Annotated in this window: 19 protein-coding genes; 10 read left to right on the top strand and 9 right to left on the bottom strand. The window is 70.8% G+C overall.

The window, feature by feature from the left end:
* Positions 1-484 precede the first annotated feature (484 nt).
* The gene (locus O7629_RS22335; RefSeq protein WP_278171522.1) at positions 485-982 is read right to left on the bottom strand and encodes a VOC family protein; all 498 of its coding nucleotides are present in this window, start codon (positions 980-982) and stop codon (positions 485-487) included.
* A gap of 147 nt (positions 983-1,129) precedes the next feature.
* Between O7629_RS22335 and O7629_RS22330 the strand changes: the two genes are divergently transcribed.
* The 3 genes from O7629_RS22330 (at position 1,130) to O7629_RS22320 (ending at position 4,921) form a co-directional block, all read left to right on the top strand.
* Positions 1,130-1,864: a helix-turn-helix domain-containing protein gene (locus O7629_RS22330; RefSeq protein WP_278174635.1), complete on the top strand. Its 735-nt coding sequence runs from the start codon at positions 1,130-1,132 to the stop codon at positions 1,862-1,864.
* Between the two features lie 187 nt (positions 1,865-2,051).
* Positions 2,052-3,092, top strand: a complete 1,041-nt coding sequence (locus O7629_RS22325) for a MoxR family ATPase (protein WP_347403735.1) — start codon at positions 2,052-2,054, stop codon at positions 3,090-3,092.
* 8 nt (positions 3,093-3,100) lie between these two features.
* On the top strand, positions 3,101-4,921 hold the full coding sequence (locus O7629_RS22320) for a hypothetical protein (RefSeq protein ID WP_278171519.1): 1,821 nt from the start codon (positions 3,101-3,103) through the stop codon (positions 4,919-4,921).
* 30 nt (positions 4,922-4,951) lie between these two features.
* Here O7629_RS22320 and O7629_RS22315 read toward each other — a convergent pair whose 3' ends face one another.
* Positions 4,952-5,581 (bottom strand): TetR/AcrR family transcriptional regulator, encoded by a 630-nt coding sequence (locus tag O7629_RS22315; protein ID WP_278171518.1) that lies wholly within the window; start codon positions 5,579-5,581, stop codon positions 4,952-4,954.
* Positions 5,582-5,706: 125 nt separating this feature from the next.
* Between O7629_RS22315 and O7629_RS22310 the strand changes: the two genes are divergently transcribed.
* Both O7629_RS22310 and O7629_RS22305 read left to right on the top strand, forming a co-directional pair.
* Positions 5,707-6,726, top strand: coding sequence for an aldo/keto reductase (locus O7629_RS22310; protein WP_278171516.1), 1,020 nt, complete (start codon positions 5,707-5,709; stop codon positions 6,724-6,726).
* A gap of 54 nt (positions 6,727-6,780) precedes the next feature.
* Positions 6,781-7,626 carry an LLM class flavin-dependent oxidoreductase gene (locus O7629_RS22305; RefSeq protein ID WP_278171514.1) on the top strand — a complete coding sequence of 282 codons (846 nt, stop codon included), beginning with the start codon at positions 6,781-6,783 and terminating at the stop codon, positions 7,624-7,626.
* Between the two features lie 28 nt (positions 7,627-7,654).
* Here the strand turns inward: O7629_RS22305 and O7629_RS22300 are convergent, their stop codons facing one another.
* Complete coding sequence (locus O7629_RS22300) at positions 7,655-8,302, bottom strand: helix-turn-helix domain-containing protein (RefSeq protein ID WP_278171512.1); 648 nt, start codon at positions 8,300-8,302, stop codon at positions 7,655-7,657.
* Positions 8,303-8,375: 73 nt separating this feature from the next.
* Here O7629_RS22300 and O7629_RS22295 point away from each other — a divergent pair, with 73 nt between their 5' ends.
* Positions 8,376-9,911, top strand: coding sequence for an amidohydrolase family protein (locus O7629_RS22295; protein WP_278171510.1), 1,536 nt, complete (start codon positions 8,376-8,378; stop codon positions 9,909-9,911).
* Positions 9,912-9,940: 29 nt separating this feature from the next.
* Here the strand turns inward: O7629_RS22295 and O7629_RS22290 are convergent, their stop codons facing one another.
* Entirely contained in the window at positions 9,941-10,789 is an 849-nt protein-coding gene (locus O7629_RS22290) for an alpha/beta hydrolase (protein ID WP_278171509.1), read from the bottom strand.
* A 107-nt stretch (positions 10,790-10,896) separates the two neighbouring features.
* Here O7629_RS22290 and O7629_RS22285 point away from each other — a divergent pair, with 107 nt between their 5' ends.
* Positions 10,897-11,247: a hypothetical protein gene (locus tag O7629_RS22285; RefSeq protein ID WP_278171508.1), complete on the top strand. Its 351-nt coding sequence runs from the start codon at positions 10,897-10,899 to the stop codon at positions 11,245-11,247.
* Positions 11,244-11,651: a hypothetical protein gene (locus O7629_RS22280; protein WP_278171506.1), complete on the top strand. Its 408-nt coding sequence runs from the start codon at positions 11,244-11,246 to the stop codon at positions 11,649-11,651. The genes O7629_RS22285 and O7629_RS22280 overlap by 4 nt, the downstream gene beginning before the upstream one ends.
* A 167-nt stretch (positions 11,652-11,818) precedes the next feature.
* Here the strand turns inward: O7629_RS22280 and O7629_RS22275 are convergent, their stop codons facing one another.
* On the bottom strand, positions 11,819-13,354 hold the full coding sequence (locus tag O7629_RS22275; protein ID WP_278171505.1) for a non-reducing end alpha-L-arabinofuranosidase family hydrolase: 1,536 nt from the start codon (positions 13,352-13,354) through the stop codon (positions 11,819-11,821).
* Positions 13,355-13,616: 262 nt separating this feature from the next.
* Positions 13,617-14,699 (bottom strand): LuxR C-terminal-related transcriptional regulator, encoded by a 1,083-nt coding sequence (locus O7629_RS22270; RefSeq protein ID WP_278171503.1) that lies wholly within the window; start codon positions 14,697-14,699, stop codon positions 13,617-13,619.
* Between the two features lie 70 nt (positions 14,700-14,769).
* Here O7629_RS22270 and O7629_RS22265 point away from each other — a divergent pair, with 70 nt between their 5' ends.
* Positions 14,770-17,385, top strand: a complete 2,616-nt coding sequence (locus O7629_RS22265) for a VWD domain-containing protein (protein WP_278171502.1) — start codon at positions 14,770-14,772, stop codon at positions 17,383-17,385.
* Between the two features lie 29 nt (positions 17,386-17,414).
* Entirely contained in the window at positions 17,415-18,044 is a 630-nt protein-coding gene (locus tag O7629_RS22260) for a hypothetical protein (RefSeq protein ID WP_278171501.1), read from the top strand.
* A 36-nt stretch (positions 18,045-18,080) separates the two neighbouring features.
* Here O7629_RS22260 and O7629_RS22255 read toward each other — a convergent pair whose 3' ends face one another.
* The 3 genes from O7629_RS22255 to O7629_RS22245 form a co-directional block, all read right to left on the bottom strand.
* On the bottom strand, positions 18,081-18,977 hold the full coding sequence (locus tag O7629_RS22255; RefSeq protein WP_278171500.1) for a sulfotransferase domain-containing protein: 897 nt from the start codon (positions 18,975-18,977) through the stop codon (positions 18,081-18,083).
* 200 nt (positions 18,978-19,177) lie between these two features.
* A complete protein-coding gene (locus O7629_RS22250; RefSeq protein ID WP_278171499.1) occupies positions 19,178-19,711 on the bottom strand; it encodes a hypothetical protein in 534 nt (177 codons plus the stop codon).
* 95 nt (positions 19,712-19,806) lie between these two features.
* Positions 19,807-25,674, bottom strand: coding sequence for a ThuA domain-containing protein (locus O7629_RS22245; RefSeq protein WP_278171496.1), 5,868 nt, complete (start codon positions 25,672-25,674; stop codon positions 19,807-19,809).
* Between the last annotated feature and the right edge of the window lie 70 nt (positions 25,675-25,744).

Genomic DNA, 25,744 nt, shown 5'->3' with positions numbered 1-25,744 from the left:
ATCGACATTGCGCGAGCTCTAGCCCACTTTCGCAAGATCATAAGCTCAAGATCAAACTTTCGAAACTATGGGTCGAAGGTAAGCGAGGGTGCCATTACCTGCGGGTTTACGAACCAATCTGATCTCAGCAATACATAAGTCATGATCGACGCGACACGGACAAAGGGCGATGGTCCGGACGGCGGAGGAAAAATGCGGGGAGCTATCGATGGGCGCTTTTGGTATAGAAGGACTTCTTTGAAGGGGTGTCACGTCATCGCTGTTCGTGCGGGTTGAGGCGATCTGGTCCCGCTCGTTATGGTGTGTCGACTATGCCCTGGTGGGGTGTCAACCTGCGATAGTTGGCCGCCGCCGCCGCCGCCGCCGCCCGCCCGCCCGCCGGATGGCACTGGGTGCCGCGAGGCCCCATTACCCCCGAATACCCCTGGGCGGCGGCGACCGTCGGTGCGAGGGGGGCACTCCTCAGCTCTTCCGCAGGCAGATGTCAGCCCTGCTGGGCCGCCCATTCGGCGACCCGGCGGGCGCTTTCGGACTCGGAGAGGTCCTCGACCCGGGTCATGATCGACCAGCGCACCCCGTACGGGTCGCGGATGCTGGCGAACCGGTCACCGGAGACGAAGGTCGTCGCCGGCTCCCGCACCGTTGCGCCGGCCGCGACCGCGCGGGTGAGCGTGGCGTCGACGTCCGGGCAGTACAGGCCGATCGAGTAGCAGTCCTCGTCGCCAGCCGGCGGGGCAACCAGGCCGTACGCCGGGGACGGCTCGCCGAGCTGCAGTTGGCCGTTGCCGAAGTCGAGCACCGCGTGCACGACGGCGCCGCCCATCTCGGTCACGTCCACCACCCGGGCGCCGAACACGTCCCGGTAGAAGGCGATGGCGCCGCGCGCATCCGGAATGGCCAGGAACGGGGTGAGGCTGGTGACGCCGTGCGGCGTACCGTTGGTGGTGTATCGGCCGTCGGCGGCCGGGAAAGTGTCGGACATGTCCCGACCCTAGGCAGCGTACCGGTGTGCTGACTTGAAGATTCGCGACAGCCGCCGGCCGTCGGTGCCGCAGGCCGTAGCCTGGCTGCCGTGGACCCGGCGCAGCGCGGCATCCTGTACCCGTCCCGGCTGCCGACCTTCGCCCGGCTGCCGCCGCCGGAGCAGGTCGCGTCGCTGGTCCGCTGGTTCTGGATCCCCGAGTGGCGGATCGCGCCGGGCCGTACCTCCCGGCAGCAGATCCTGTCGTTCCCGGCCTGCAACCTGGTGGTCGGCCCGGACGGCGTGGAGCTGGCCGGTCCGACGACCCGGGTCTCGTACCGGGACCTGACCGGCACCGGCTGGGCGGTCGGGGCGCTACTGCGCCCGGCGGCGGTGCCGCACTTCACCCCGGAGCCGGCGGTGCTGCGGGACGCCTCCCGCCGGCTGGACCTGCCCGATCTGCGGTCGCCGGTGGTCGACGCGATGACTGGTGCCGTTGACGCGCCGCAGCGGCACGCCGGTGCGGTGGCGGCGTTCGCCGACTGGCTGAGCGCCACGGTCGGGCCGCCCGGTCCGGAGGCGCTGCTGGCCAACACTCTTGCGGAGCTCGTCGACACCGACCACACGGTGCTGCGGGTCGAGGACGTCGCCGCCCGGCTGCACGTGTCGGCCCGTACGGTGCAGCGGCTGGCCCGCCGCCACGTCGGCCTGCCGCCCTCGATGATGATCCGCCGACGGCGGTTGCAGGAGGCGGCGCAGCTGCTGCGGGCCGATCCGGCCACCGACCTGGCGGGTCTGGCGGTCCAACTCGGGTACGCCGACCAGGCCCACCTGGCCAACGAGTTCCGGACGGTGCTCGGCTACACCCCGAGCGCGTACCGTCGGGAGTCCACGCCGTCCTGACGACGCGGCCTCCGCGTGACGACGAGTATCGCGTCCTCGTAGCCAGGCGGCGCTGGACCGTAGTCTCCGGACCAACCAGCCAGGATGAAACGCATGTCGCTGAGCCACTCGCCCGGCTGACCCGAAATCGGGATGAACAGCGGCACCGCCGCCCGGCAGGATGGACGGCGTGCATTCCGCGTCCACCGTGACCCCAGCCGAACTGCCGGACCTGCTGCTGCACGTGGCGGTGGTCCGGCCGGTGTTCGTCTGGGGTGCCCCGGGCATCGGCAAGAGCTCGCTGGTGCGCCAGTTCGCCGCTTCGCTCGGCCTGGACTGCGTGACCCTGGTCGGCACCCAGCTCGCCGCCGAGGACCTGATCGGGGTGCCGGAGCTGCGCGATGGCCGCAGCCGGTTCGCCCCGCCCGAGTCGATCGCCCGCGACGAGCCGTACTGCCTGTTCCTCGACGAGCTGAACGCCTCCACCCCGGAGGTGCAGAAGGCGTTCTACTCGCTGATCCTGGACCGCCGCATCGGTGCGTACGAGCTGCCGGCCGGGTCGATCGTGATCGGCGCGGGCAACCGGGCCACCGACAACGCGCTCGCTCGGCCGATGGCCTCCGCACTGGTCAACCGGCTGGTCCATGTCCACCTGCGGGCCAGCGTCGACGACTGGCTGGCCTGGGCGCAGGGAGCCGGCATCCACCAGTGGGTAGTCGACTACCTGTCGGAGCGCCCCGACCAGCTGTGGGTGAATCCGCCCAAAGTGGAGGAGACGTTTTCGACTCCGCGCAGTTGGCACATGCTTTCCGACGCGCTGCGCTCCTACGGCGACGAGATCGCCGACCAGACGCTGCGGCTGCTGGCCACCGGCACGCTGAGCCCGGCCCACGCCGCCGGGTTCTGCGGGTACGTGAAAATCGTGCGGCACCGGTACGGGCTCGACGCCGTCGTTCGTGGCGACGTTGGCTGGCCGGCTGCCGCCGCCGACCGCGACCTGCTGTACTTCCTGGCGGAGGCGTTCCGGGCCAGGCTGGTCAAGGAGCTGCCGGCCAGCAAGGAACACGCTTCGCCAGCGATGCGCCAGTTCGCCCACCGGGCCAAGGCGCTGCTGGTCGAGCTGGCGGAGATCTCCCTCGAATGCGCCCAGCTGGTCATCGCCACCGACGACGGCGCACCGGTGCTGCCCGCCTGGTTCCTGGTCGAGGTGAGCCGGGACCTGCCCCGGCTGGTCGCCGCCCGCACCTGACACCGACGATGGCTAGGAAGAAGAAGGAGCAGGTCGACCCGAACGCCGCCGCGTTCGCGGCAGCTTGGCGGCGGCTGGCCAGCCACCCGATGTTCGCCCCCATGCGCAGCTTCCCGGTCGGGCCGTGGCAGACCGCCGGCGCGCAGGCGGCGCTGGTCGACGACGGCCAGCTGACGGCGGCCAAGGCGATCGCCGTGGTCGACGCGCGCGGCCAGATCCGGGCCAGCATGGCGCACCGGCTCGACGAGGAACAGTGGTTGTGGGTGTTGGCGCACTGCCTGCTGCACCTGGGCCTTGGCCACCTCAGCGCCGACCGCTACGCCATTGATCCGGCGTACGCCAATGTGGCCTGTCTGGCGGTCACCCGGTTCCAGCGGGCGGTCAAGCTCGGCACCGAGCCGCTGCTGCTGCCGGCCGAGTTGCCCAACACCGACGAGCAGGTGCTGCTGCGGCAGTGGCGGCAGGCCGGCGTACCGGCCGAGTATGTCGGCTGTGGCACCGGCGGCAACGCTTCGGACCTGGCCGCGTCGCCGGTCGGGATGATGGCGGTCGGCTGGGACTGGCCGGCCCAGTTCGCGGTCGGCCTGTCCGCGGCCGCGATGGCCGCGGTCGACGTGGCCGGCGGGGCACGCCGTTCACTGACCGACCCGGCCGTCCGCCGGCAGCCGTGGCAACTGGCGATGAGCTGGTTTCTCTCGTCGTACCCGCTGCTCGGTGCGCTGGCGTCGCGGTTCACCCTGGTCGCCGACGCCGACCTGGCCCGCAGCTGGCACATCACGATCGCAGCGGTGTCGCCGTCCGCCGGGGAGATCTACCTCAACCCGCTGCGGAAGTTGTCGAGCACGCAATGGCGGTTCGTGTTGGCCCACGAGATGCTGCACGCGGCGCTGCGGCACGGTGACCGGGTCGGCGGGCGTGACCCGTACCTGTGGAACGTGGCCGCCGACTACGTCATCAACGGCTGGTTGATCGAGATGGGCGTGGGCGAGCCGCCGGACGGACTGCTGCACGACCCGCAGTTGGCCGGCCTGTCCGCCGAGGCGGTCTACGACCAGATCGCCAAGGACCTGCGCCGGCTGCGCAAGCTGGCCACCCTGCGCGGCACCGGGCTCGGTGACGTACTCGGCGAACCGTTGCCGTATGCGGGCCGCCCTGGCCAGGGCGTCGACCTGGACGACTTCTACCGGCGGGCGCTGCTCGACGGCTACGCCTACCACCAGCGGGAGGGCCGGGGTCATCTGCCGGCCGGGCTGGTCGCCGAGATCCAGGTCCTGCAGCAGCCGCCGCTGCCGTGGGACGCCCGGCTGGCCCACTGGTTCGACGAGTACGTCCCGTCGCCGCGACGGGTTCGCTCCTACGCCCGCCCGTCGCGGCGACAGGCCAGCACCCCGGGCATTCCACGACCGGGCTGGCGGTGGCCGGACGAGTCGGTGTCCCGGTGCACATTCGGTGTGGTGCTGGACACCTCCGGCTCGATGAATCACGAACTGCTCGGCAAGGCGCTCGGCGCCATCGCCTCGTACGCCACCGCACGAGACGTGCCGGCCGCCCGGGTGGTGTTCTGCGACGCCCACCCGTACGACGCCGGGTATCTGCCGGTGGAGCAGATCGCCGGCCGGGTACGGGTGCGGGGCCGGGGCGGCACGGTACTGCAGCCCGGTATCCGGCTGCTGGAGTCCGCCACCGACTTTCCCACCGACGCGCCGATCCTGGTCATCACCGACGGGTACTGCGACGTGGTGCGTATCCGCCGGGAGCATGCCTTTCTCGTCCCGGACGCTGCCCGGCTACCCTTCACCCCGCGCGGACCGGTCTTCCGCCTGCGTTGACGGCTGGACCTGACGCCTGCGCTGACGGCGTCAGGTGTCGCTGCGGCGCAGGCCGGCGACGAGCAGACCGACCAGGCGGCGGGCGTCGTAGCGGGGGTCGGTGTCGGCGCCGACGCAGAGGTTTCCGACGCCGCGCATTAGTTGGTAGGCGTCGATTTCCGAACGGATCTCGCCAGCGGCGACGGCGGCGTCGAGCAGTTCGGTGCAGACCGGCACCAGTCGGCCGAGGAAGTAGTCGTGCAGCGTCTGGAAGGCGGTGGCGTCGGACTGTAGCGCCCCGGCGAGACCGTGCTTGGTGACCAGGAAGTCGACGAACAGGTCGACCCACCGGGTCAGGGCGGCGTGCGCGGTGGCGCTCTCTGCCAGCAGGGTCGGGCCGGCATCGGCGCAGGCTTCGACCTGGTGCCGGAAGACCGCGACGATCAGATCGGACCGGGTGGGGAAGTGGCGGTAGATCGTGCCGACACCGACGCCGGCCCGGGTGGCGATGTCGCGTACCGGGACGTCGACGCCGGATGCGACGAACGCCGCCGCCGCCGCGTCCAGCAGGGCCTGCTCGTTGCGCCGGGCGTCGGCCCGCTGCCGGCGCGGCCGGGCCGGTCCCGCCTTCGTTCCCTCCGGTCCCTCCGACCTGCTGCTGTCGCCGCCGGTGTCGAGCATCTGCGGTTCCCTCCGTTGCTCACTTGCTAACCGGAACAGTGTTCCGTATCGTCTTAGCGGAACGCTGCTCCGCTTCGGTGTCAGCGTGCCAGACCAGGCGACCCCGCTCAAGGAGAAGCACAGCCATGCAGTACCGCACCCTCGGCCGCACCGGCGTGCAGGCCAGCACCCTCGCCCTCGGCGCGATGAACTTCGGCGCGATCGGCGACACCAGCCAGGACGAGGCCACCGCCATCGTCGACGCCGCCCTCGACGCCGGGATCAACCTCATCGACACCGCCGACTGGTACAGCCAGGGCCAGTCGGAGGAGATGATCGGCAAGGCCGTCGCCGGCCGCCGCGACGACATCGTGCTCGCCACCAAGGCCAACATGCCGATGAGCGACGAGCGCAACCACCAGGGCAGCTCCCGCCGCTGGCTGGTCACCGCCCTGGACGACAGCCTGCGCCGGCTCGGCGTCGACCACGTCGACCTCTACCAGATCCACCGCTGGGACCCGGCGACCAGCGACGAGGAGACCCTGTCCGCGCTGACCGATCTGCAACGGGCCGGCAAGATCCGCTACTTCGGCTCGTCAACCTTCCCCGCCTACCGGATCGTCCAGGCCCAGTGGGCCGCCCGGGAGAACAGGACCAGCCGGTACGTGACCGAGCAGCCCGCGTACTCGATCCTGCAACGCGGCATCGAGGCCCACGTCCTACCGGTGACCCAGCAGTACGGCATGGGGGTGCTCGCCTGGAGCCCGCTCGCCTCCGGCTGGCTGTCCGGCGCGATCCGCGCCGACCGGGAGATCAGCACCAGCCGGTCCGGCAAGATGCCCCAGCGGTACGACCTGGACATCCCCACCAACCGGGCCAAGCTCGACGCGGTCGAGCAACTGGCCACCGTCGCTGACGCCGCCGGCCTGACAATGATCCAACTCGCGCTCGGCTTCGTCACCGCGCACCCCGGGGTGACCAGCGCGATCATCGGCCCGCGCACGATCGACCACCTGCGTTCACAGCTGGCCGCCGCGGACACCGTACTGACCGCCGACGTGCTCGACGCCGTCGACGCGATCGTCGCCCCCGGCGTCGACCTCGCCCCACACGAGAAGCACGACACTCCGCCTGCCCTGCTCGACCCGGCGCTACGCCGCCGCTGACCCGCGTACTGGATGGATCCAATGCCGCAAACGATCCGGCCCAGCTTCGGGATCATGACCGCCCCGTCCCAGGTCGACTATCACGACGTACTGCGGGTCTGGCGCGAGGCGGACACGATCCCGGCGATCGAACACGCCTGGCTGTACGACCACCTCATGCCGATCTTCGGCGACCCGGGTGGGCCGACGTACGAAGGCTGGACGCTGCTCGCCGCGCTCGCCGCGCAGACCCGGCGGCTGCGTCTCGGCCTGTTGGTGACCAGCAACCGCTTCCGGCCACCGGCGATGCTGGCCAAGATGGCCGCGACCGTCGACGTCGTCTCCGGCGGCCGGCTCGACTTCGGCATCGGTGCCGGCTCGCGGCCCAGCCATCCGCTGGCCCGCCGCGAGTACGACGCCCACGGCCTGCCCTATCACGACTTCACCGACTCGGTAGGCAGCCTCGCCGAGGCGTGCACCATCATCCGCCGGTTGTGGACCGAGGCCGAACCGTTCGACTTCCACGGCACCCATCACCAGCTCGTCGGAGCCTTCGGCAACCCGAAGCCGGTGCAACGCCCGTACCCGCCGATCCTGATCGGTGGACGGTCGGCGGCCCTGCTGCGGGTGGTCGCCGAACACGCCGACCTGTGGAACATCCCCGGTGGCGACATCGCCGACGTGGCCAGCCGCAGCGCGCTGCTGGACCGCTACTGCGCCGAGATCGGCCGCGATCCGGCAGCCATCACCCGCTCCATTCACCTGCCGGTCTCCTACGACCAGCCCGGCGCCACCCGGGCCGCCATCAGCGCGGCGGTCGACGCCGGCTTCCGGCACATCGTCCTCGGCCTGTCGACTCCCTACCCACCCGACGTCGCCCACTGGGTCGCCGCCGAGATCATCTCCACCACGGCGGTCTGAGGCTCCAGCCGGCGCGGACACGAGGGTGTCAACGTGCTTCGCACGGCTCGGCGAGCAGGGCGGCGATGCGGTCGTCGTCCGCGCCGAGCATGCGTAACAGGTCGCGGGCAAGGCCGTCGGCCAGGCGGGCGTGCTCGTGGGCCGGTCGGTGGGCCGTCGCCCGCAGGATCGCGTCGATGGCTCCGGCGGCGGCGATGACCGTGCCCTCGGTATCGGCGGGGTCGGTGCGGCCGGGGTTCAGCGCGGCGAGGGCGTCGAGGAGGGCTGTGCGCAGGCCAGGGCCGGCCGGTCCGGGGTCGCCGGGGGCAGCCTGCGTGATCCGACTGGTGAGGACCCTGGCAAGTTCCGGGTGCAGCAGCCCGAGCCGTCCGGTGAGCCGCACGCTCATCACGAACCGGGCGACCGGATCCGTGCCGGCCGGGATCTGGTCGTCGCGCCACGCCACGTACGCCTGGAACGCTTCGGCGTACGCCGTCGCGAAGAGCTCCGGCTTGCTCTGGAAGTGGTTGTAGAAGGAGCCGAAGCCGACGTCGGCGCGTTCCGCGATGGCCTGGATGCTGACGCCGTCGCCGCCCCCCTCGGCCAGGATCTCCTGCGCCGCCCGGACGAGGGCCGCGCGGGTCCTGCTCCTGCGCCGCGTGTTGCGACCCGCCGATCCGTCCGCGACCTCCACCACGCCCTGATGCTACCGGGACGCTATCTGATAGCTTCATCAAATATGATGGGTCGATCAATCTATTGGAGGCGCGGTGCGTGAGCCCAAGATCCCCCGGCGCCGGGTCTTGGCGGCCGGCGCGGCTGTCGGCGTGGGATCCGTCGCCGCAGCCGTGGGGATCCCGCTTCTGCGGGGCGAGGGCGACCCGGCGAAGGTCGCGCTTCCCCGCGCCGAGCCGCTGCGGATCGACCACGTGACGGTGATCGACCCGCTGGACGGCTCCCGGCAGGAGGGCGTCTCCGTCGTCGTGCGGGGCGGGCGCATCACCGCCGTGGGTCGCGATCTCCCGGCGTATTCAGCAGCATCCACCGTGGATGGCGATGGCCGCTTCGTCGTCCCCGGCTACGTCAACATGCACACCCACGTGCTGCAGGTCGACCGACCCGAGGCGCATCTCGCGACCATGCTCGCCGAAGGGGTGACCGGGATGCGGCAGATGGCGGGCAGCGCGCAGCTGCTGCGCTACCGCGCGCAGGGCAGGCTGCCGCTCACCGAGTACGCTCCCGCGCTGCTCGCCGTGCCGGGCGACCTGCTCCTGCCGTTCCGGGCGGGATCGGCCGAGCAGGCCCGCGAGGAGGTACGGCGCCAGCGCGACCAGGGCGCCGACTTCATCAAGACCGTGCTGTTCGACCGGGAGGTGTTCCTGGCCGCGGTTGACGAGGCCCACGCGGTCGGGCTCCCCACCGCCGGTCACCTGCCGGCGCAGGTCACCCCCGAGGAAGCCGCCGCCGCCGGCTTCAGCTGCCTGGAACATTTCGGTACGGGTACGCCCGTCTGGATCTCCTGCTCCACCGATCGCGACGCCCTACTGGGCCGGGACGACACCCGCCTGCCGGTCCCAAACTGGGTCCTCGGCCTGCCGTTCGTTGAGAAGATCGTCATGGGCCAGATGCGCAAACGGCTCGTTAACCCCGCCGCTTTCGACGACCCCGAAACGGTCGCGCTGCTGCGTCGGGCACTCGACACGTTCGACGAGAACCGGGCCACCGAACTCGCCGGTACCTGGGTCGGCAGCAGCACCTGGCAGGTGCCCACGCTGGTGCGCCTGCGGACCCAGTTCCTGGCCGACGACCCGCAGTACCGGCAGGATCCCGCGCACCGGCTCATGACACCGCAGGAGTCCGAGGACTGGCACGAGGTGCTCGGCACGTTCACGGCGCTGCCGGCGCAGATGAAGGAGACCTACCGCCTCGCCTATGCGACGACCCTGCGGCTGACGAAGATCTGCCACGACGCGGGCGTACGGATTTTGACCGGCACCGACTCGTCCGGCGCCACCCCGGGGCAGTCCATGCGGCTGGAGTTCCAGGAGATGGCGGCCGCCGGCCTGTCCGCGCTGGACATCCTCCGGGCGGCCACCACGGCACCCGCCGAGTTCCTCGGCCGCACGTCGCGGGCCGGTCGGGTGGCGGTCGGCATGGACGCCGACTTTCTGCTCCTGGGCGCGGACCCGCTGCGTGACGTCGCCAACCTGTCGGACGTGACGGCCGTGGTCCGCGCCGGCCACCACCTCACCCGGGAGCAGATCACCACCCGCATCAACACCAGGCTGGCGGGAAAGGAGTCGTGACGCTGCCGGATGTGGTGATGATCCAGGGCCTACCGGCTGGGCTGGATCAGGAAGGTGGTCACCGCTCGGCGGAAGTCGGCAGGGTTCTCGACCCACGGTAGGTGGCCGGACCCGGCCAGGATCACGCGCTGACTGTTAGGCAACGCCCGGTGCAGCGAGTCCACGGCCCAGCGAGGGCGGATGTCCTCGGTGCCGTCGATGATCAACACTGGCAGGTCGAGCGCTCGGCAGCGTACGGCTATCTCGGTCCTGGCGAGTTCCCGCTTGACCTCGGCGTTGATGGCCCGGCTGCAGTCGTAGCTGATGCCCAACCACGGTTCGGCCATGCGTTCGGCGTGACTGAGCGCGGTGTCCTGGTCGGCGAAGTCGGCCGACCACTGCAGGACCGCCCACTCACGTTCCTCGGCGGGGGTACGGGAGCGGGCGCCCAGAGTCTCCCACCGGCCCAGACGATCCCCGAGCCGTAACCGCAGATTCCGCTCGTAGTGCGGATGCCAGGCACGCCCGGCGTCGATGCCGGTCCCGGACACGTAGATCAGCTGGCTGACCCGATCGGGATGTTCGACGGCGTACCGCAACGCCAGGTGGGCACCCCACGAGTGGCCGAGCAGAGCCATGCGCGGCCCAGCCAGCTGGTCGCGTACCGCGTCGAGGTCGGCGACGAAGCGGGCGATTCGGTACGGCCCGCGCCGCTGCGATCGTCCGCAGCCGCGCTGGTCCCACCGGATGGTGCAGGCATGCTCGTCGAGGAGCCGGGCGAGCGGGTCGAAGTAGTCCCACAGACCCGGACCGCCGTGACAGAGCACCAGCGGCGGTCCGGTGCCGGACTGCTCGACCCACAGCCGGCAGCCGTCGTCGGTGCGGGCATCCAGGCTCATCGGGTCATTGTCGCGGTGGCGGTGGCGGTCAGGCATGAGGTGCCGACCCGCCGAATGAGTACGGCGACGGATGTACCCGCCGTGAGGCTCGTGGCAGATTGCCGTACATGGATGTCGTTGACGCCCCGCGCCGGGCACCGTACGGACGCAGCCTGCTGGTCGCGCTCGGCTGGTACGCCACGGTGATCACTGCGGTTCTCGTCGGGCAGTCAGGGATACCGGCTGCGCCGCGCACCGACTGCTCGGTGATGTTCAGCTGCCTGACACCGCAGGAGGAGATCGGTCTGCTGCTGCTCGTCGGCAGTCCGGTCCTCCTCGGCCTGCTGGTCTGCACACTGGTGGTCACCGGTCTGCTGGCCCGCCTGATTCCCTCGCCGATCGTCGTCGGCACCCTGTCGGTGCTGGGCAGCGTCGCTGTCGTGGCGGTGGTCGTCGCGGTCTGGCAGGGTGCCCGGTGAAGCGCATCGGACTCGGCATGTTGCTCCTCGGTTGGCTCTACGGCGTGCCGTTCCTGCTCATCGTCGGGTTGATCCGACGTACGTCGTCGCCCTACCTCGACACCCGCGCACAGGCGCAGGCGTTCGGCGCGACCACCGACACCATCCTGACCACGGCCCTGGTGCTCAACCTGGCTCTCCCGGCGGCGGGGATGTTGCTCGCCTGGCTCATCCGCGACCGGTACTGGATTCGCCACTTCGTCGGGGCTCTGGTGGGGGCGGCGCTGATCTACTGTGCTGTCGCGATAGCCGGGCAGGCGGCCACGACGCCGCTGATCGGTTGGACGCCGACCGACAACGAGCCAGCGCCGCAAGTCACGCAGTGCATCCCGACCAGCGGTGGCCGTAGCTGCCCTGGCGGCTGATTCCGGGGACGGCTGTCGTCCGGGGTTGATCCACTACGCCCTATCGACTCGACACGCCGATACTGAGTCAGCTGGGCCGCATCCGATCACGCCTCACCGTGCGGCATGACGGGCGGGCCCGGCGTGAATGCCGGGCCCGCCTTGTCATGGTGTGGTGTGGGGTTCGGTCAGCGTTGCAGGGTGAGGACGCCCGGCCGGTAGGGGAGGAGGCCGTAGTCGCCGCCGGAGTTGGGGGAGCGGCCTTGGTAGAGGAATTGGAGGTTGCAGGGGTCGATGGTCATGGTCTGGTCGGCGTTGGTGCGGATGAGTTCGCCGTGGCTGATGTCGTTGGTCCAGGTGGCGCCGCTGTTGGCTTTTCCTGCGAAGGGGTTGTTTTCGCTGGTGGCGTTCGGGGTCCAGGTGCCGCCGAGGTTGGTGGCGGTGAAGGAGCGGAAGTAGCGGCCCTGGGAGCCGATGGCTTCGACGATCATGAGGTAGCGCTGTTGGCCTTGGAGTTTGTAGACCTGGACGCCTTCGAAGAGGTTGTTGGTGGTGTCGGTCATGATGGTGGTGTAGTTGGAGCCGAAGCTGCCGGGGAAGTTGCCGATGGGCATGCTGGCGCGGTAGATGCGGCCGTTGTCGCCGGCGAAGAAGAGGTACATGTTCTGGTCGTCGCCGATGAGTGCTTGGTCGATGGGTCCGGTGCCGGAGTTGCTGATGCTGCCGGTGAAGAGGGTTTGGTGGGCGGACCAGCTGTTGACGTTGGTGGGGTTGGTGGAGGTGCGGTAGGAGAAGGCGGGGCCGCCCCACTGGTAGGCGAGGACCCAGATGTTGCGGGGGGCGAAGTAGAACAGGCTGGGTGCGACGGCGGAGAAGGGCATGGCGTTCTGGCTGGCGGAGCCCATCTGGTTCCAGTTGGAGAAGAGGCCGAAGTTCATGGAGCCCCAGCTGGTGCCGTAGTCGTGGTTGGTGGCGTAGACGAGGTGTTGGCCGTTGTAGGGGGCGTGGGTGAAGTCCTTCAACGACACCCAGCCGGAGCGGGGTTGGGCGAGTGCGCCGGTGGAGGTCCAGCGGTACGTCGACGGCAGATTGCAGGTGCCACCCGGCGGCGGTGTCGTGGGGTTGGGGGTCGGGTTGCCGCCGCCGTCGACGCGGACGAGTTGCCACTGCTGGTTGGCGCCGCCCCAGTCGTCGTACTGGACGATGTTGCCGCCGTCGGCGGTCGAGGCGCCCTGGACTTCGAGGGCCTTGTTGCTGTGTCGGCTGATCAGCCGGACGTGACCGCCGTCGGAGTCGGCGAGGCGCCACTGCTGGTTGTTGCCGTTGTGGTCGCTCCATTGGACGATGGCCGCGCCGTTGGCGGTGGACCACTCGTAGACGTCGAGGACCTTGCCGGACAGGCGGGACTTCAGCCGGTAGTAGCCGCCGCCGGAGTCGACGAACTGCCACTGCTGCTGGTTGCCGTTGTTGCGGGACCACTGGGTGATCCGGGCGCCGTCGTTGGTGGCGAGGTTGTACACGTCGAGGGCTTTGCCGCTGTTGCGGTTGAGCAGCACGTACCACGCGCTGGTGTCGACCGTCGCCGCGGCTGCGGGTGGCTGCGCCACCGCGACGGCGGCGCCGCCGACCACCAGCGCGGTCGCGCTGGCCATGGCGACGCGCGGCAGCCAACCGCGCCGCCGGGCCGGCGACGCGGTCGATGCTGATCTGCCAAGAGCAAACATGATCCTCCTTCAGGGGCCAGAGCTGACTGGGTTCAGCTGAAAGCGGCGCACCGGGTCGCATCCACCGGCGTCCGCCGGAAGATGTCAGCGTTAACAGGGCCACCGCTTGCCCTGGCGGTACGCCTGATTCACGGTCCGACGAGGCGGGCTCGCCCGGTGAGCCGCAGGCGTCGTCGTCCTTGGATATAGACTGTGAGCGATAACATGTCGTTCGTCAAGCCGTAACATGCGGCGGCCCGGCGTCCCGCGAAACGCCGACGACTCAGCCGGTCGGCCCGCCGTCGAGGAGGGACCGAATCCGGGCGACGGCCGCCGCCCGGTGCGTGACGCCCAGCCGGGCGAACACCGCTTCCAGGTGCTTGCGCACCGTCGCCGGGGCGATGCCGAGCTGGCGGGCGATCTGTTCGCCGGTGGCTCCAGCGGCCAACTCGGCGGCCACCTGGCACTGCCGGGGAGTCAGACCGAGCGCGGCCAATCGCTGCGGGCCACCCGGGCAGGGCCGCAGCAGGACCACGTGCGGGCCGACCGCGCTCGGCACCACCACCGCCTCCAGGGTGCCGGCCGGCCCGGCGACCGGATGCGGCGCGGACCTGGTCGCCGGTGTCGCCGGATCGTAGTCGGCGAGCACCGCCCGGACCCCGGCCAGCGGTCCCGCCGGCAGCAGCGTCCCGTCGGCGACGTCCAGTCCGTACCGGGCGGCGGCCTGCACCGTACCCGGCGAACTGGCGATGACCCGCCCATCGTCGTCGACCAGCACCACCGCCCAGCCGTGCGCGCCCAACGTCGAGCCGAGCATTGCCTGATCGGCCCGCAACTGCACCGCCCGGTACGCGTGGACCAGATGCGGCCGCAGCAACGCGAACACCCGACGGTCGGTCGGGCCGAAGCCCTCGCCGCCGCGGTTGACGCCGATGGCGACCAGCACCCCCGGTGGGGCCGGCAGCACCACGGCCAACTGGCTGCGGATTCCGTTCGGCAGGTAGAACTCTCGGTCCAGGGTGGTGCCGTGGACGGTGCCGAGACCGTCGTCGCCCCACCCGAGCACCCGGGTGTCACCGGTGGCAAGCGCGTGCCGGATCAACGGGTTGTCCATCATGTGCTGCTCGAACGGCGGCTGGTAGCGGCGGAACCAGCCCGGACCGGGATCCGGATCGATCAACGCGAACGCCCGGCCGGCGAGCGGATTGAGTTCGTTGTACGACACGCTCAGGGCCGGGACCAGCTCGCGGATGCCGGCGCAGGCGATCCGCGCGTAGCTGTCCAGGTCGGCGGCACCGATCATCCGGTCGACCAGGTCCAGCAGGATCTCCGCGTCCGGCACCGGCGGAGTCGCGGCGGTGGTCACCAGTAGACCGTACGACGGTACGTCAAACGCCGTATTGCCCGGCCATGATCGGCCCAACGACGCTGAGCGGGTGTCAGAACCGGTCACCTCACCCTGTCGGCGCAGGCCGGGAGCCGGCCGATGGGCAGCTCCGGTCAGTGGCGTCCCGGCGCTGGTCGGCGTCCTGCTCGTCGCCGGCTGCGGTTGGTTCGACCGGAACGACGAGCTCGACCGGGCCGGCGATCCGGCCGCCGGGCAGGTGGCCGGCTACAGCAGCCGACCGGTGAGCGACTTCCTGCCCGCCGGGGTGACCGTCCAGCCCGGCCCGACCAACGAGCCCGCCGCTCCGACGGTCGAGCCCGCCCCGGCCGACGCGCCGACCGGACCGGCCAGCGGTTACCGGGTACGCGCCTGGGACAGTTTCTCCGGCCCGTGGGGCGACGGAGTCGCCTGGCCGGGCACCCTGCGGCTGGCCCTTCCCGGGCCGGCGACCCGGCCCACCGCGTACCAGGTGAGCTCCGCCGGCAGTATGCCGCTGCCGCAGCCGGCGGTGCACGTACTCAAGCTCGACGGCGACAGCCACGCCGACGCCGGCACCGCGAAGGTGCTCACCGACCGGGCCGGGCGGCGGATCGGCGCGCTGGTCGCGTCGCCGGGGCGCTACGGCAGCGTGCTCGACATCGACGGCGACGACACCGTCGACGTGCTGGACGTGATCACCGTGGACCCGCCCGGTCGGCTGGTGGCGCTCAACGCGGCCGGCGAGGCGTACCAGGCCGCGTTGATCGACGGCACGGCCGACTGCACCGGTGCCGGCCCGGCCGGCTGGGACCCACCCGTACGGCTGGTCCTCGACTGCACCGGTGGACCGGCCGCTGCGGTCCGGCCGGCGGTCGGGCCGTCGCCTGTGCCGGCGGTCGTGCCGGTCGGCTACGCCCAGCCCGGTAGTGACGCGGTCGACGTGGTGGTCACCGCCGAGGAGGCGGCGGCGGCCGTGACCGGAGCCGGTCAGCCGCCGACCGCCGACGACATCGCCGACGCAGCCCAGCTCGCCCAGGATTTGGAGCGGTACGGCGGCGCCGTGGTCGCTGGCGCTGTGCTCAACGACCTGCTCTCCGACTCGATGCCGTCCTGGCTGCCGGAGGTGCTTGCCTGGGTCGGCGACCAGACCGGTGCCGGGGTTGACGCCGGCGCCGCCGGACGCCTGCTGTCCCGATCCACCGACGACCTGCTCGACCTGGCCCGGATCGAGATCCTGCTGCTCGGCGGCGACGACCCGGCGACACCCGACGGCGACGGCGACGACGCAGCCGCCGGCGGGTGCGAGCTGCGCGACGCGCAGACCGGTGCCTGCTACGACGGGCAGGACGGCGTCGGCCAGTCGTGGGGCGATCCGCACCTGCGTACCTTCGACGGCCTTGACTACGACTTCCAGGCCGTCGGCGAGTTCGTTCTGGCCCGGTTCGCCGACGACGACGCCGAGGTGCAGGTGCGGTACCGGCCGTACCGGGACTCCGACCGGCTGTCGACGACCGGCGCGGTCGGGATCCAGCTACCGGGCGGAGTCGTCCGGGTCGAGCACCCCGGGAGCGGCGCGGGCTCGGTCACCGTCACGGTCGCCGCCGGGCCGCCGGCCGGAACGTCGTCGGCCGGCGACCTGCTCGACCCGGCCGGCCGTCGGACCGTCGGCGACCAGCAGGTGATCCGCTCCGGCCGCACCGTGCAGGTCGGGCTGCCCGGCGGCGGCCGGGTGTTCGTGGTGGTACGCCCAGCGCTGCTCGACGTCACCGTGGTGCCGGCCGGGCGGCCGGTGACGGGCCTGCTCGGCGACGCCGACGGCGACCGCGGCAACGACCTGCGGACCGCCGTCGGGCAGGTCGTCGACCCGGCGGCACCGTCCGCAGGCGACATCTACGGCGGGTACGCCGACAGTTGGCGGCTCACCGACGCGACGTCGGTGCTGCCGTACCCGGACGGGACCGGCACCGACGACTTCACCGACCGGGACTTTCCCGCTGCACCGACGACGCTCGCGGGGCTACCGGCCCGCCAGCGGGCAGCGGCGACGGCGCTCTGCCGCCACCTCGGCGTCGCCGATCCGGCGCTGCTCGCCGGCTGCGTGCTGGACGTCGCCGCCACCGGCGAGCCGGCGTTCACCGCCGGCGCGGCCGGGGCGCAACGGATCGTCGGGCGTACCGACGACGACCACCTGCTGGAGGTCGGGGACCGCCGCTACCCGGTGCGTGGCTGGGCGGACGGGATCGACCGGGCAGCCGCTGTCGAAGCCGGCGTGGTCGGCAAGGATCCGGCGGACGCGCTCGGCCCGCGCGACGTCCGCAACGTGCAGCTCGGCGAAGGCGACACGGAGTGCGAGTTCCCGATGCAACTGCGGCTGTCTGCGACGCCGCTGGTCGACGGCCCGGGGCCGGATCTCGGTGTGGTGCAGATCGGCGCGGGCGACGCCCGATACCAGGTGTGGGTGGCCGCCGCCGGCACCGACCGGTGGCGGTGGGCCGGCTCCGGCGACGGCCCGACCGTGTTCGACCTCGCCGGCGTGCTCGGCCCCGGTGAACAGGCGGACCGGATCCGGCTGTGCGACCCGCCGGCCGATGTCGACGGGCCCAGGCGAGGTCGCTCTCCGCTCGGTCCGGCGATCGACGCGGTGGCCGCGTTGGGCATCACCGACGCGGTGGCGGTGCCCCGGTGAACGGGGTCGACAGGTCAGGAGGCAGTCAGGTGTCAGGGACATTGCGGTCCGGCGTGCTGATGGGGAGGCGCCGGGCCGGCGTGGTGGTGGGGACGCTGCTGCTGATGCTGGCCGGTTGCGGCTCCGACGACAGCGGCGACGCGGCCACCCCACCGGCTGCCGGTGATGCGGCCACCCCACCGGCCGCCGGTGACGCGGCGACGCCATCCGGTTCCGGCCCGCCCCCGCCCGCTGGCGCCGCCTCCTCGGGAGAGTTGCCGGACGAGCAGACCCTGTGCGGCGCGGTCGACGAGGCTCCGGTGGTCGACGTGCTGGGTGGCCCGGTGGCGGTCCGCGCGTTCAACCCGCCGTTCGGTAGCGCGGTGAACGTCTCCTGCACCTGGGAGAACGACAGCGGCACCCGCAGCGTCACGATCCGCTTCGGGACCACGCCGGACTTTCGCGACGCCGTCGACAACGACCTGCTCGACGAGTACGGCGCAGGCGAGTTCCCCGGGCTCGGTGTCGAGGCGCACCGCAACGTCTACCAGGGCGTCATCATGGCCGGCCCGCACGGCTGGGCGGTCGACGTGGCGATCGCCGGCACCGTCACCCCGACCGACGCGCAGCTCACCGCGCTCGGCCGGGCAGCCCTCGCCGCCGCCGACGCGACGTCGTGACCAGCTGCCCGGCCGAGGCACCAGGTGCCGGGCCGCTCAGCGGCCCACCGTCGTCGCGGTGGTGATCGGGCCGCGGTGCAGCCAGTCGACCAGCTCCGGTACGGCGAGCTTGGCGACCTGCTCCTCGTACCGCCGCAGGTCGTCGTCGTCGAGCAGGTCGCGCCACTGGCCGGTGGCACCCCGGTTGAAGAACTGCTTCGGGTCCCGCCACATCGCCAGGACGGGGGCAAACTCCTTGGCGCGGTTGCGCATGGAATCGAAGGTGGCCGCCTGCACCAGCTCCGGCCAGCGCTGTTCGGGCACCTCGATGTCGAGCTGTTTGGCGAGCGCCCGCATCTGGCCCGCCAGGTCGGCCTTCAGCTCGTCGTAGTGCAGCAGCAGGACGTTGGACCGGTCACGCTCCGCCCAGAAACCCGACATGTGGTGCAGCATCGACGGCAGGCCGATCTGCACGTCGGGGTGTTCCATCCAGGCCCAGAACCGGTCGTAGGCGGATTCCAGCTGCGGTGGCGCGTCGTCGGTGAGCTCACCGGTCAGGTCGTCGTTGCCGACCGCTTCGTCGCGCAGCTTCAGGACCACGTCGTAGTCGGTGTTCTGGAAGTGGGCGTCCCAGGACAGGGCGACGTCACGCGGGTCCCGGCCGACCGCGATGTAGGTGACCCCGTCGTGGATCGGCAGACCGTCGAACGGGGTGTGGGTCTTGATGACGCGCCGGTGCTGCTGTGCCTCGTAGAACGCGAACACGTCGGCCTGGCTGCGCGTCTTCATGTCGGGCCAGACGGTGATGTCGTCCAGCGGGCGGGGCAGCTCCGGCGTCTGAAAGATCAACAGAGCGCAGATCGTCTGGGTCCACGTCGTGCCGCACTTGGCGGGTGTCGAGATCACGATGTCGCCGTCGCGGAAGGGGAACCCCTCCCATCGGGCGCTGTCCATGATCGCATTGTGGTACCGAACCGTGGGTTGGCGCACCGGCCCTCCAGCCTGAGTTGGTCGAGTCGTCCAATCCAGACCGTAATCTCCACAGTGTAGCAATGTCCAGAGTCGAGCGAAGAACCCGGCACCTGACCAGACAGCGACGGGGCCAGCCGAACCCGGCTGGCCCCGTCGCTGTCAGTGCCCTGGCCCCGTCGTGATCAGGGCTGTCTGGATCGTGGCCGGCGTACGGCCACCGCCAGAGCGGCCACCGCCAGGGCGGCGAGGCCGATCGGCCACGCCCAACGCCACCAACCGGCTCCGGCCGTACCGCCGGATTCGTCCTCGGCCGCTGCGGCGGCCAGATCGGCGACCGGCGGCGCCTGACCCTCCACCGCCTGTACATCGACCGTCGCCGTACTGTCGTACGGCGCTGGAGCGCTTACCGTCACCTGCCAGTCACCCGGGCTGAGCACCGGGCCGCTGGCGTAGAAACCCTGCCCTTCACCGGCCGGTTCGAGCTGCAGCGGGCCGACCGTCCGCCCACCGTCGGCGGTGGCGGTCAGCACCAGCCGGACCGGAAGGTCCAGCCGGTGCCCATCGTCATGGAAGGCCTGCACGGTCACCCCGGTGGCGCCGTCGCCGGCCACCTCCAGATCGAGTTTGCCGTTGTGCGCCTGCGCGGGACCGGCCGCCGGCAGCACCGCCAGCAACAGGCCGAACAGAACGGCGGCCGATCCACGCGTACGACGCATGGTGTCTTCCTTTCCTGTCTCGTCGACGGGTCGGTGACCCGTTGATAGGACGGTGGCCCCGCCCGGCACCGAGGACCGGGCGAGGCCACCGCGGATCAGAGTTGCTTGTCGGGATCGATCCGGGTGGGGTCCTCCGCCAGCCGACCGGCACCGGTGACCGGCTTGCCGCCGTTCGCCTTCACCCCGGCCGCGCTCGCCGTACCACCGAGCCGTTCAATCATGGCGTCGGCGTCGCGGATCAGGGTGTCCCGCACGTCGGTGTCGGTGACCAGCTCCGGGTCGGCGGCGAGGGCCTTGAACGCGGTCAGCTGCTGAATCGCCCGCTTGTCCTTGCCCTGTGCTTCCGACAGCCGCGCCGCGTCCAGCTTGTTGGACAGCTTGCGGTCCGCCTTGTTGGACAACCGTCCGGTCGCGTTGAACCTGTCGATCAGGTTCTGCATGTCCCGGAACGACGTGGTGACGAAGAACCGGACCGTCGAGGTGGTGTCGTTACCCGCCTTGTCGGTCGCGGTCACGGTCAGCTCGTGCAGGCCGAGCGGCAGGTCGTACATCACCTGGAGGGTGTCGTTCGCGTACGGCTGCCCGTCCAGCGTGCCGACGACGGTGTCGATGCCGGAGGTCGGGTCGACCGCCTGCCACGACACCCGTACGTCCTGGCTGTCGCCGTACAGCTGGCCGTCGGCCAGCCCGGAGATCAGCAGGGTCGGCTTGCTGCCGTCGATCTTCACCACGGCCGACTTCAGCGCCTCGACGTTGCCGGCGAGGTCGGTGGCCCGGTAGAGCAGCTCGTGGTCACCGTCGCCGGTCACCTCGACCGGCTCGTCGTACGGCGTCCAGGCACCGCCGTCGAGCGACCACTCCAGCAGCTCGACCCCGGAACCATCGTCGGTGGAGGAGAGCACCACCGGGATGGTGCCGTCGTGCCAGCCGTTGTCGTTCGCCGGGGCGAACTCCGCCGAGCTGACCGGCGCCGTGGCGTCGATCTGGAAGGTGACCGACTGGGTCTGCTCCACGTTGCCGGCGGCGTCGGTGGACCGGAACCGCAGCTCGTGGCTGCCGTCCCCACTCACCGCTACCGGCTCGGTGTACGCCGTCCACCCGGTCTCGTCGTCGAGCGAGTACTCGGTACCCGCCACCCCGCTGCCACCGTCTTCGTCGGTGGCGGTCAGGGTGACCGCGACCGGCCCGGGGTACCAGCCCTCGACCGGACCGGCCGGCTCGCCGGTCCCGACGACCTCGGCCTCGGTCACCGGCGCCGTGGTGTCCTCCTCCGACACCTCCGTGGTCAACCGGAAGTAGTCGAACGACGCGGTCTTCGACTCCGTCTGGTTGCCGCTGAGGGTGAACACACCGATCTTCGGGGTGGCCCCGACGACCGCGCTGGTCAGCGACTCGAACTCTGTCCAGTCGGTGCCGTCCGCCGAGTACGCGGCGGTGAAGACGTCACCGGCACGGGACACCCGCAGGTACCACACACCCGAGGTCAAACCGGTGGCCCCCGGCTGCGGGTTCTGGATCACCGCGTCGATCTCGCTACGGAACTCGATCCGCCGACTGACTGCCGAACCGGGCGAGTTGTCGGTGACGAAGTCCAACTTGAGGTAGTTGTCGTCGTCGGCGTAGACGAGCAGACCGGCCTGCTGGTACTGCTCGTTCAGCAGGCTACCGTCGATCTTCGTCTCGATCGTCCAGTCGCCCTCGGGCGCGGTCTGCAGGATGAAGTTCGTCGGCCCGGTGTTGTCACCGGTGTAGATGTCGCCGTTGGGCACGTCGATGAACAACGACCCGTCGACGACCCGGTAGGCGGCCGCGTCCTCCCGCACGATGGCGTCCCACCGGCACTTGTCCAGCGCGTCGCCGTCGAACTCGTCGGACGGCTCGACCGGCCCGGCCGGCTCATCCGGCGTAACCTGGAACCAGTCGAAGGCCGCGTCGACCACCGGAGCCTCGGTCCCGCCGTTGAGCGCGAACACGCCGATCTGCGGGTTCTCGATGCCAGCCAGCGCAGCCTCGCGGCCGACCGGGGTGAAGGTCTGCCCGTCGGCCGACATGGCCGCGGTCAGGTTCGTCCCGTCGCTGGTCACCCGCAGGTAGATGGTGTCACCTGTGGGCGCGTCGGTGGCGTCGGCACCCTCGTTGCGCGGGGTGCCGGCGGTCTCCCGGATGAACTCCACCCGGCGACTGCCGTTGTACAGCAGGTCCACCTTGGCGTAGTTGTCGTCGTCGCCGTAGACCAGCAGACCAGCCTGCTGGTAGTTGGCGGTCACCGGCAACGTGACCTTGGTGGTGGCCTGCCAGGCGCCATCCGGCGCGGGCTGCAGGACCAGGTTGGTGGCGTCGTTACGGTCGCCGTACAGGTCACCGACGCCGGTCGGCAGCAGCAGCGTGCCGTCGGCCACCGAGTACACCTGGCTCTCCCGGACCACCGTCCACCGGTCGCGGTCCAGTTCGTTGCCGAGGAAGTCGTCCGACCGCGCCCCGAAGCAGGACGTGTTCGGCGCCTCGACCCGCACCGACGCGTACGCCGATGCCGTCGCGCCCCGGGCGTCGGTCACCACCAGGGTGGCGACGAAGGTGCCCGGTGCGGTGTAGGTGTGGCTGGCGTCCAGGGTGTCGGCGGTACCGCCGTCACCGAAGTCCCAGGCGTACGTCAACGGGGTGTCGCCCTCGGCGTCGGTGGCCGTGCCGTCGAACGCCACGGTGAGCGGCGCGGTGCCGGACGTCGGCGTCGCGGTGACGCTGACCTGCGGCGGCGCGTTCTCGGTGACGCCTCGGCCGAGGAAGTCCATCCAGTTGACGTTGAACAGCGAATCGGCGCCGCCACCCGGATCCCGGGCGACGAAGTACAGCACCGCCGCGTCGGCACCGCCGGTGACCGGCGCGGTCACGTCGGTCCAGGTCTGCCAGTCGCCGGTACCCGCGATGTCAGCGGAGGCGACCACCGGACCGTCGACGGCGTCGGCGCGGACCTCGATCCGGCCGCCGGCCGTCGCCGACGCGACCCGGAACCGGATCGAGTCGACGTTGGTCAGGTTGGCCGGGTCGACCGACCACCAGTCGCCGTCCTCGATGAAGCCGATGTTCTCGCCGCCACCGGCCGGGTCGCTGGTGGTCTCAATCTGTACGCCCGGGTCGTCGTCGCCGGTGGCGCCGTCCACCCGTCCGGTCGAGCTGAAGTACTCGGCCTGCTTGCGCTTGGGCTGCAGCAGCTCGATCGCCCGGCCGGTCAGCGGCGCGGCACCGCCGACACCGCCGTCGTCGGTGTAGGTGGCCTCGAACACGCCGAAGACGTTCGCCTCGGCGCCGTGGCCGGCGGCGAGCTGGGTCTGCACCGTGCCGGAGCAGCCGGTGTGCTGCTCCAACGGGTGGGCGTGCTCGTCGTGGCCGAGCAGCACCTGCAGCTCCACCCGGTCACAGTCGATCTCGCCGTCCTCCGGGTCGGTCACGGTGATCGTGTACTCGACCTGGTCGCCCCAGTCGAAGAAGCCGCCGGCCGGCGGGAAGTCGATGGTCACCGTCGGTGCGGTGTTACCGACTGTCACCGGTACGTTGGCAACCGCCGTGCGCTCGTTGGGGTTGGTCACGGTCAACTGCGCGGTGTAGTTGCCGGCCTCGGTGTAGGTGTGGGTCGGGTTGGCCTCGGTGGAGGTCCCGCCGTCACCGAACGCCCAGGCGTAGGTCAGCGTGCCGCCGTCCGGGTCGCGCGAGCCCGCGCTGGAGAACTGCACGGTCAGCGGTGCCTGGCCGGAGGTCGGGGTGGCGCTGGCCTCCGCGATCGGTGCCCGGCTACCGGCGATGTAGTCGATCCGGTAGACCCCCGAGTCGTCGTTGTTGCCGCCGAAGCCGCTGCCCCATTCGATCAGGTACAGGGCGCCGTCGGGGCCGAACTCGAAGTCCATCGGGCGGACGAAGCTCATCCCGGTCAGCAACTGGTTGATGTCCACCAGTTCGGTGGCGTCGCTGGACACCTGCATGGTGTACATCTTCGACTGGTTCCACTCGCCCAGCAGCGCCTTGCCGTCGTAGTACGCCGGCCACTTGCGGTCCGAGGCCAGCTCGGCGTCGTAGCGGTAGACCGGCCCGCCCATCGGAGCGCCGCCGCCACCGATTTCGGGGTAGCGCGGGTCACCGCTGTAGCCGTAGTCCACGGTGGCGGGGATCGCCGGCGGCAACTCGGTCAGGCCGGTGTTGTTGGGGGAGTCGTTCACCGGCGCCGAGCAGTCGAACTTCGCACCGCTGGGGCCGGACGGGAACTGGTAGTCGTTGTACGCCTCGTTCGTCCCGGTGCAGTACGGCCAGCCGTAGTTGCCGGGAGTGTCGACGATGTTCCATTCGACCAGGCCCCGGGGACCACGGTCGGGGTTGTCCGAGTTGGCGTCCGGGCCGTAGTCCGCCACGTAGAGCGTGTCGGTGGCCAGGTCCATGCCGATCCGGAACGGGTTGCGGAAGCCCATCGCGTAGATCTCCGGGCGGGTCTGCGCGGTGCCCGGTGCGAAGAGGTTGCCGTCCGGGATGGTGTACGTCCCGTCGTCCTCCGGGTGGATCCGGATCACCTTGCCGCGCAGGTCGTTGGTGTTGCCGGAGGTACGCTGCGCGTCGTAGTCCTGCCGCCCGGCCCGCTCGTCGAGCGGGCTGTAGGCGCTCGACTCGAACGGGTTGGTGTTGTCCCCGGTGGCCAGGTAAAGGTTGCCCTGGCTGTCGAAGGTCATGGTGCCGCCAGCGTGGCAGCAGGTGTTGCGCTGCGTGTCGACCTGCAGCACGGCCTTCTCGCTGGCCGGGTCGATGCTGTCGCCGGTGACGGTGAACCGGGACAGCAGGTTGCGGGCCACGCCGTCGTTAGGGGCGTAGTAGAGGTACACCCAGCCGTTGTCGGCGAAGTCCGGGTCGAGCCGGATACCGATCAGGCCGTCCTCGTTGCCGGTGAACACGTCGAGGTCGATCGCGGTGACCGTGTTGCCGGTGTCCGGCTTGACGATCTGCACCCGGCCGTCCCGCTCGATGTAGAAGACCCGCCCGTCCGGGGCGATGTCCAGCTCCATCGGGTTGCTGGTGTTGCTGTCCAGCGTGATCTTCTCGAAGCTCTCGGTGAGCGAGGCACCGCAGTCGGAGTCGACGGCCCCGGCGGCGGACTGGATGCCGCCGAGCAGGTGGTCGAGGAACTCCGGCTCGGCGAACGACTCGTCGGTGTGGCCGCCGCCGGTGTACCAGGCCCGGCCGCCGTCGTAGTCGCTGCACCAGGCGATCGGGTGGTCGGCACCCATCGCGCCGGCCCCGGCGGTGTAGGTGGTTTCGTCCAGGCTGGCCAGCACGTGCACGTCGCCGCGCGGGTTGGTCTGGAAGTTGTACCACTCGTCGTAGCGGACCCACTCGGCGGGCAGCCCGTCGGTGGACGGGTGGGCCGGGTCCTCGACCTTGACCGTGGCGTTCTGGTTGGCGGGGTGGCCGGAGAAGTAGGCACCGACCAGTTCGCCGTACCAGGGCCAGCTGTACTCGGTGTCGGAGGCGGCGTGGATTCCGACGTACCCGCCACCGGCCTGGACGTAGCGCTCGAAGGCGGCCTGCTGGTCGGTGTCGAGGACGTCGCCGGTGGTGGACAGCCAGATGACCGCCCGGTAGTTGGCCAGGTTGGCGTCGGTGAAGTCAGCGCCGTCCTCGGTGGTGTCGACGGTGAAGCCGTTGTCGGCACCGAGCTGCTCGATCGCGGCGATGCCAGCCGGGATGGAGCCGTGCCGGAAGCCAGCGGTCTTGGAGAAGACGAGCACCGAGTACGGCTCGTCGGCGGCCGCCTCGAAGTCGCCCGGGCCGGCCTGCACGGCGGGGGCCGGATCGACCGGGTTGCCCGGGGTGCCCGGTGCGGCCTGCGCGGCGGGGGCACCGAGCAGGGCAGTAGACAACATGGAGAGCGAAAGTATTGCAGCGGTTAGCGGGCCACGTTGAAGGTGGCGTCGGCGGGTTCGGGACACGTGGTCTCCTAGTCCTGGTGAACACACTGTCGGGTGGGCCGACCCGCCGATGGCCGTCCCGTCTGGCCCG

This window comes from Solwaraspora sp. WMMD792 (assembly GCF_029626105.1).
Taxonomy (GTDB): Bacteria; Actinomycetota; Actinomycetes; order Mycobacteriales; family Micromonosporaceae; genus Micromonospora_E.
The sequence above is the reverse complement of the archived record's forward strand: the minus strand, read 5'-3'. Positions and strand labels throughout refer to the sequence as shown.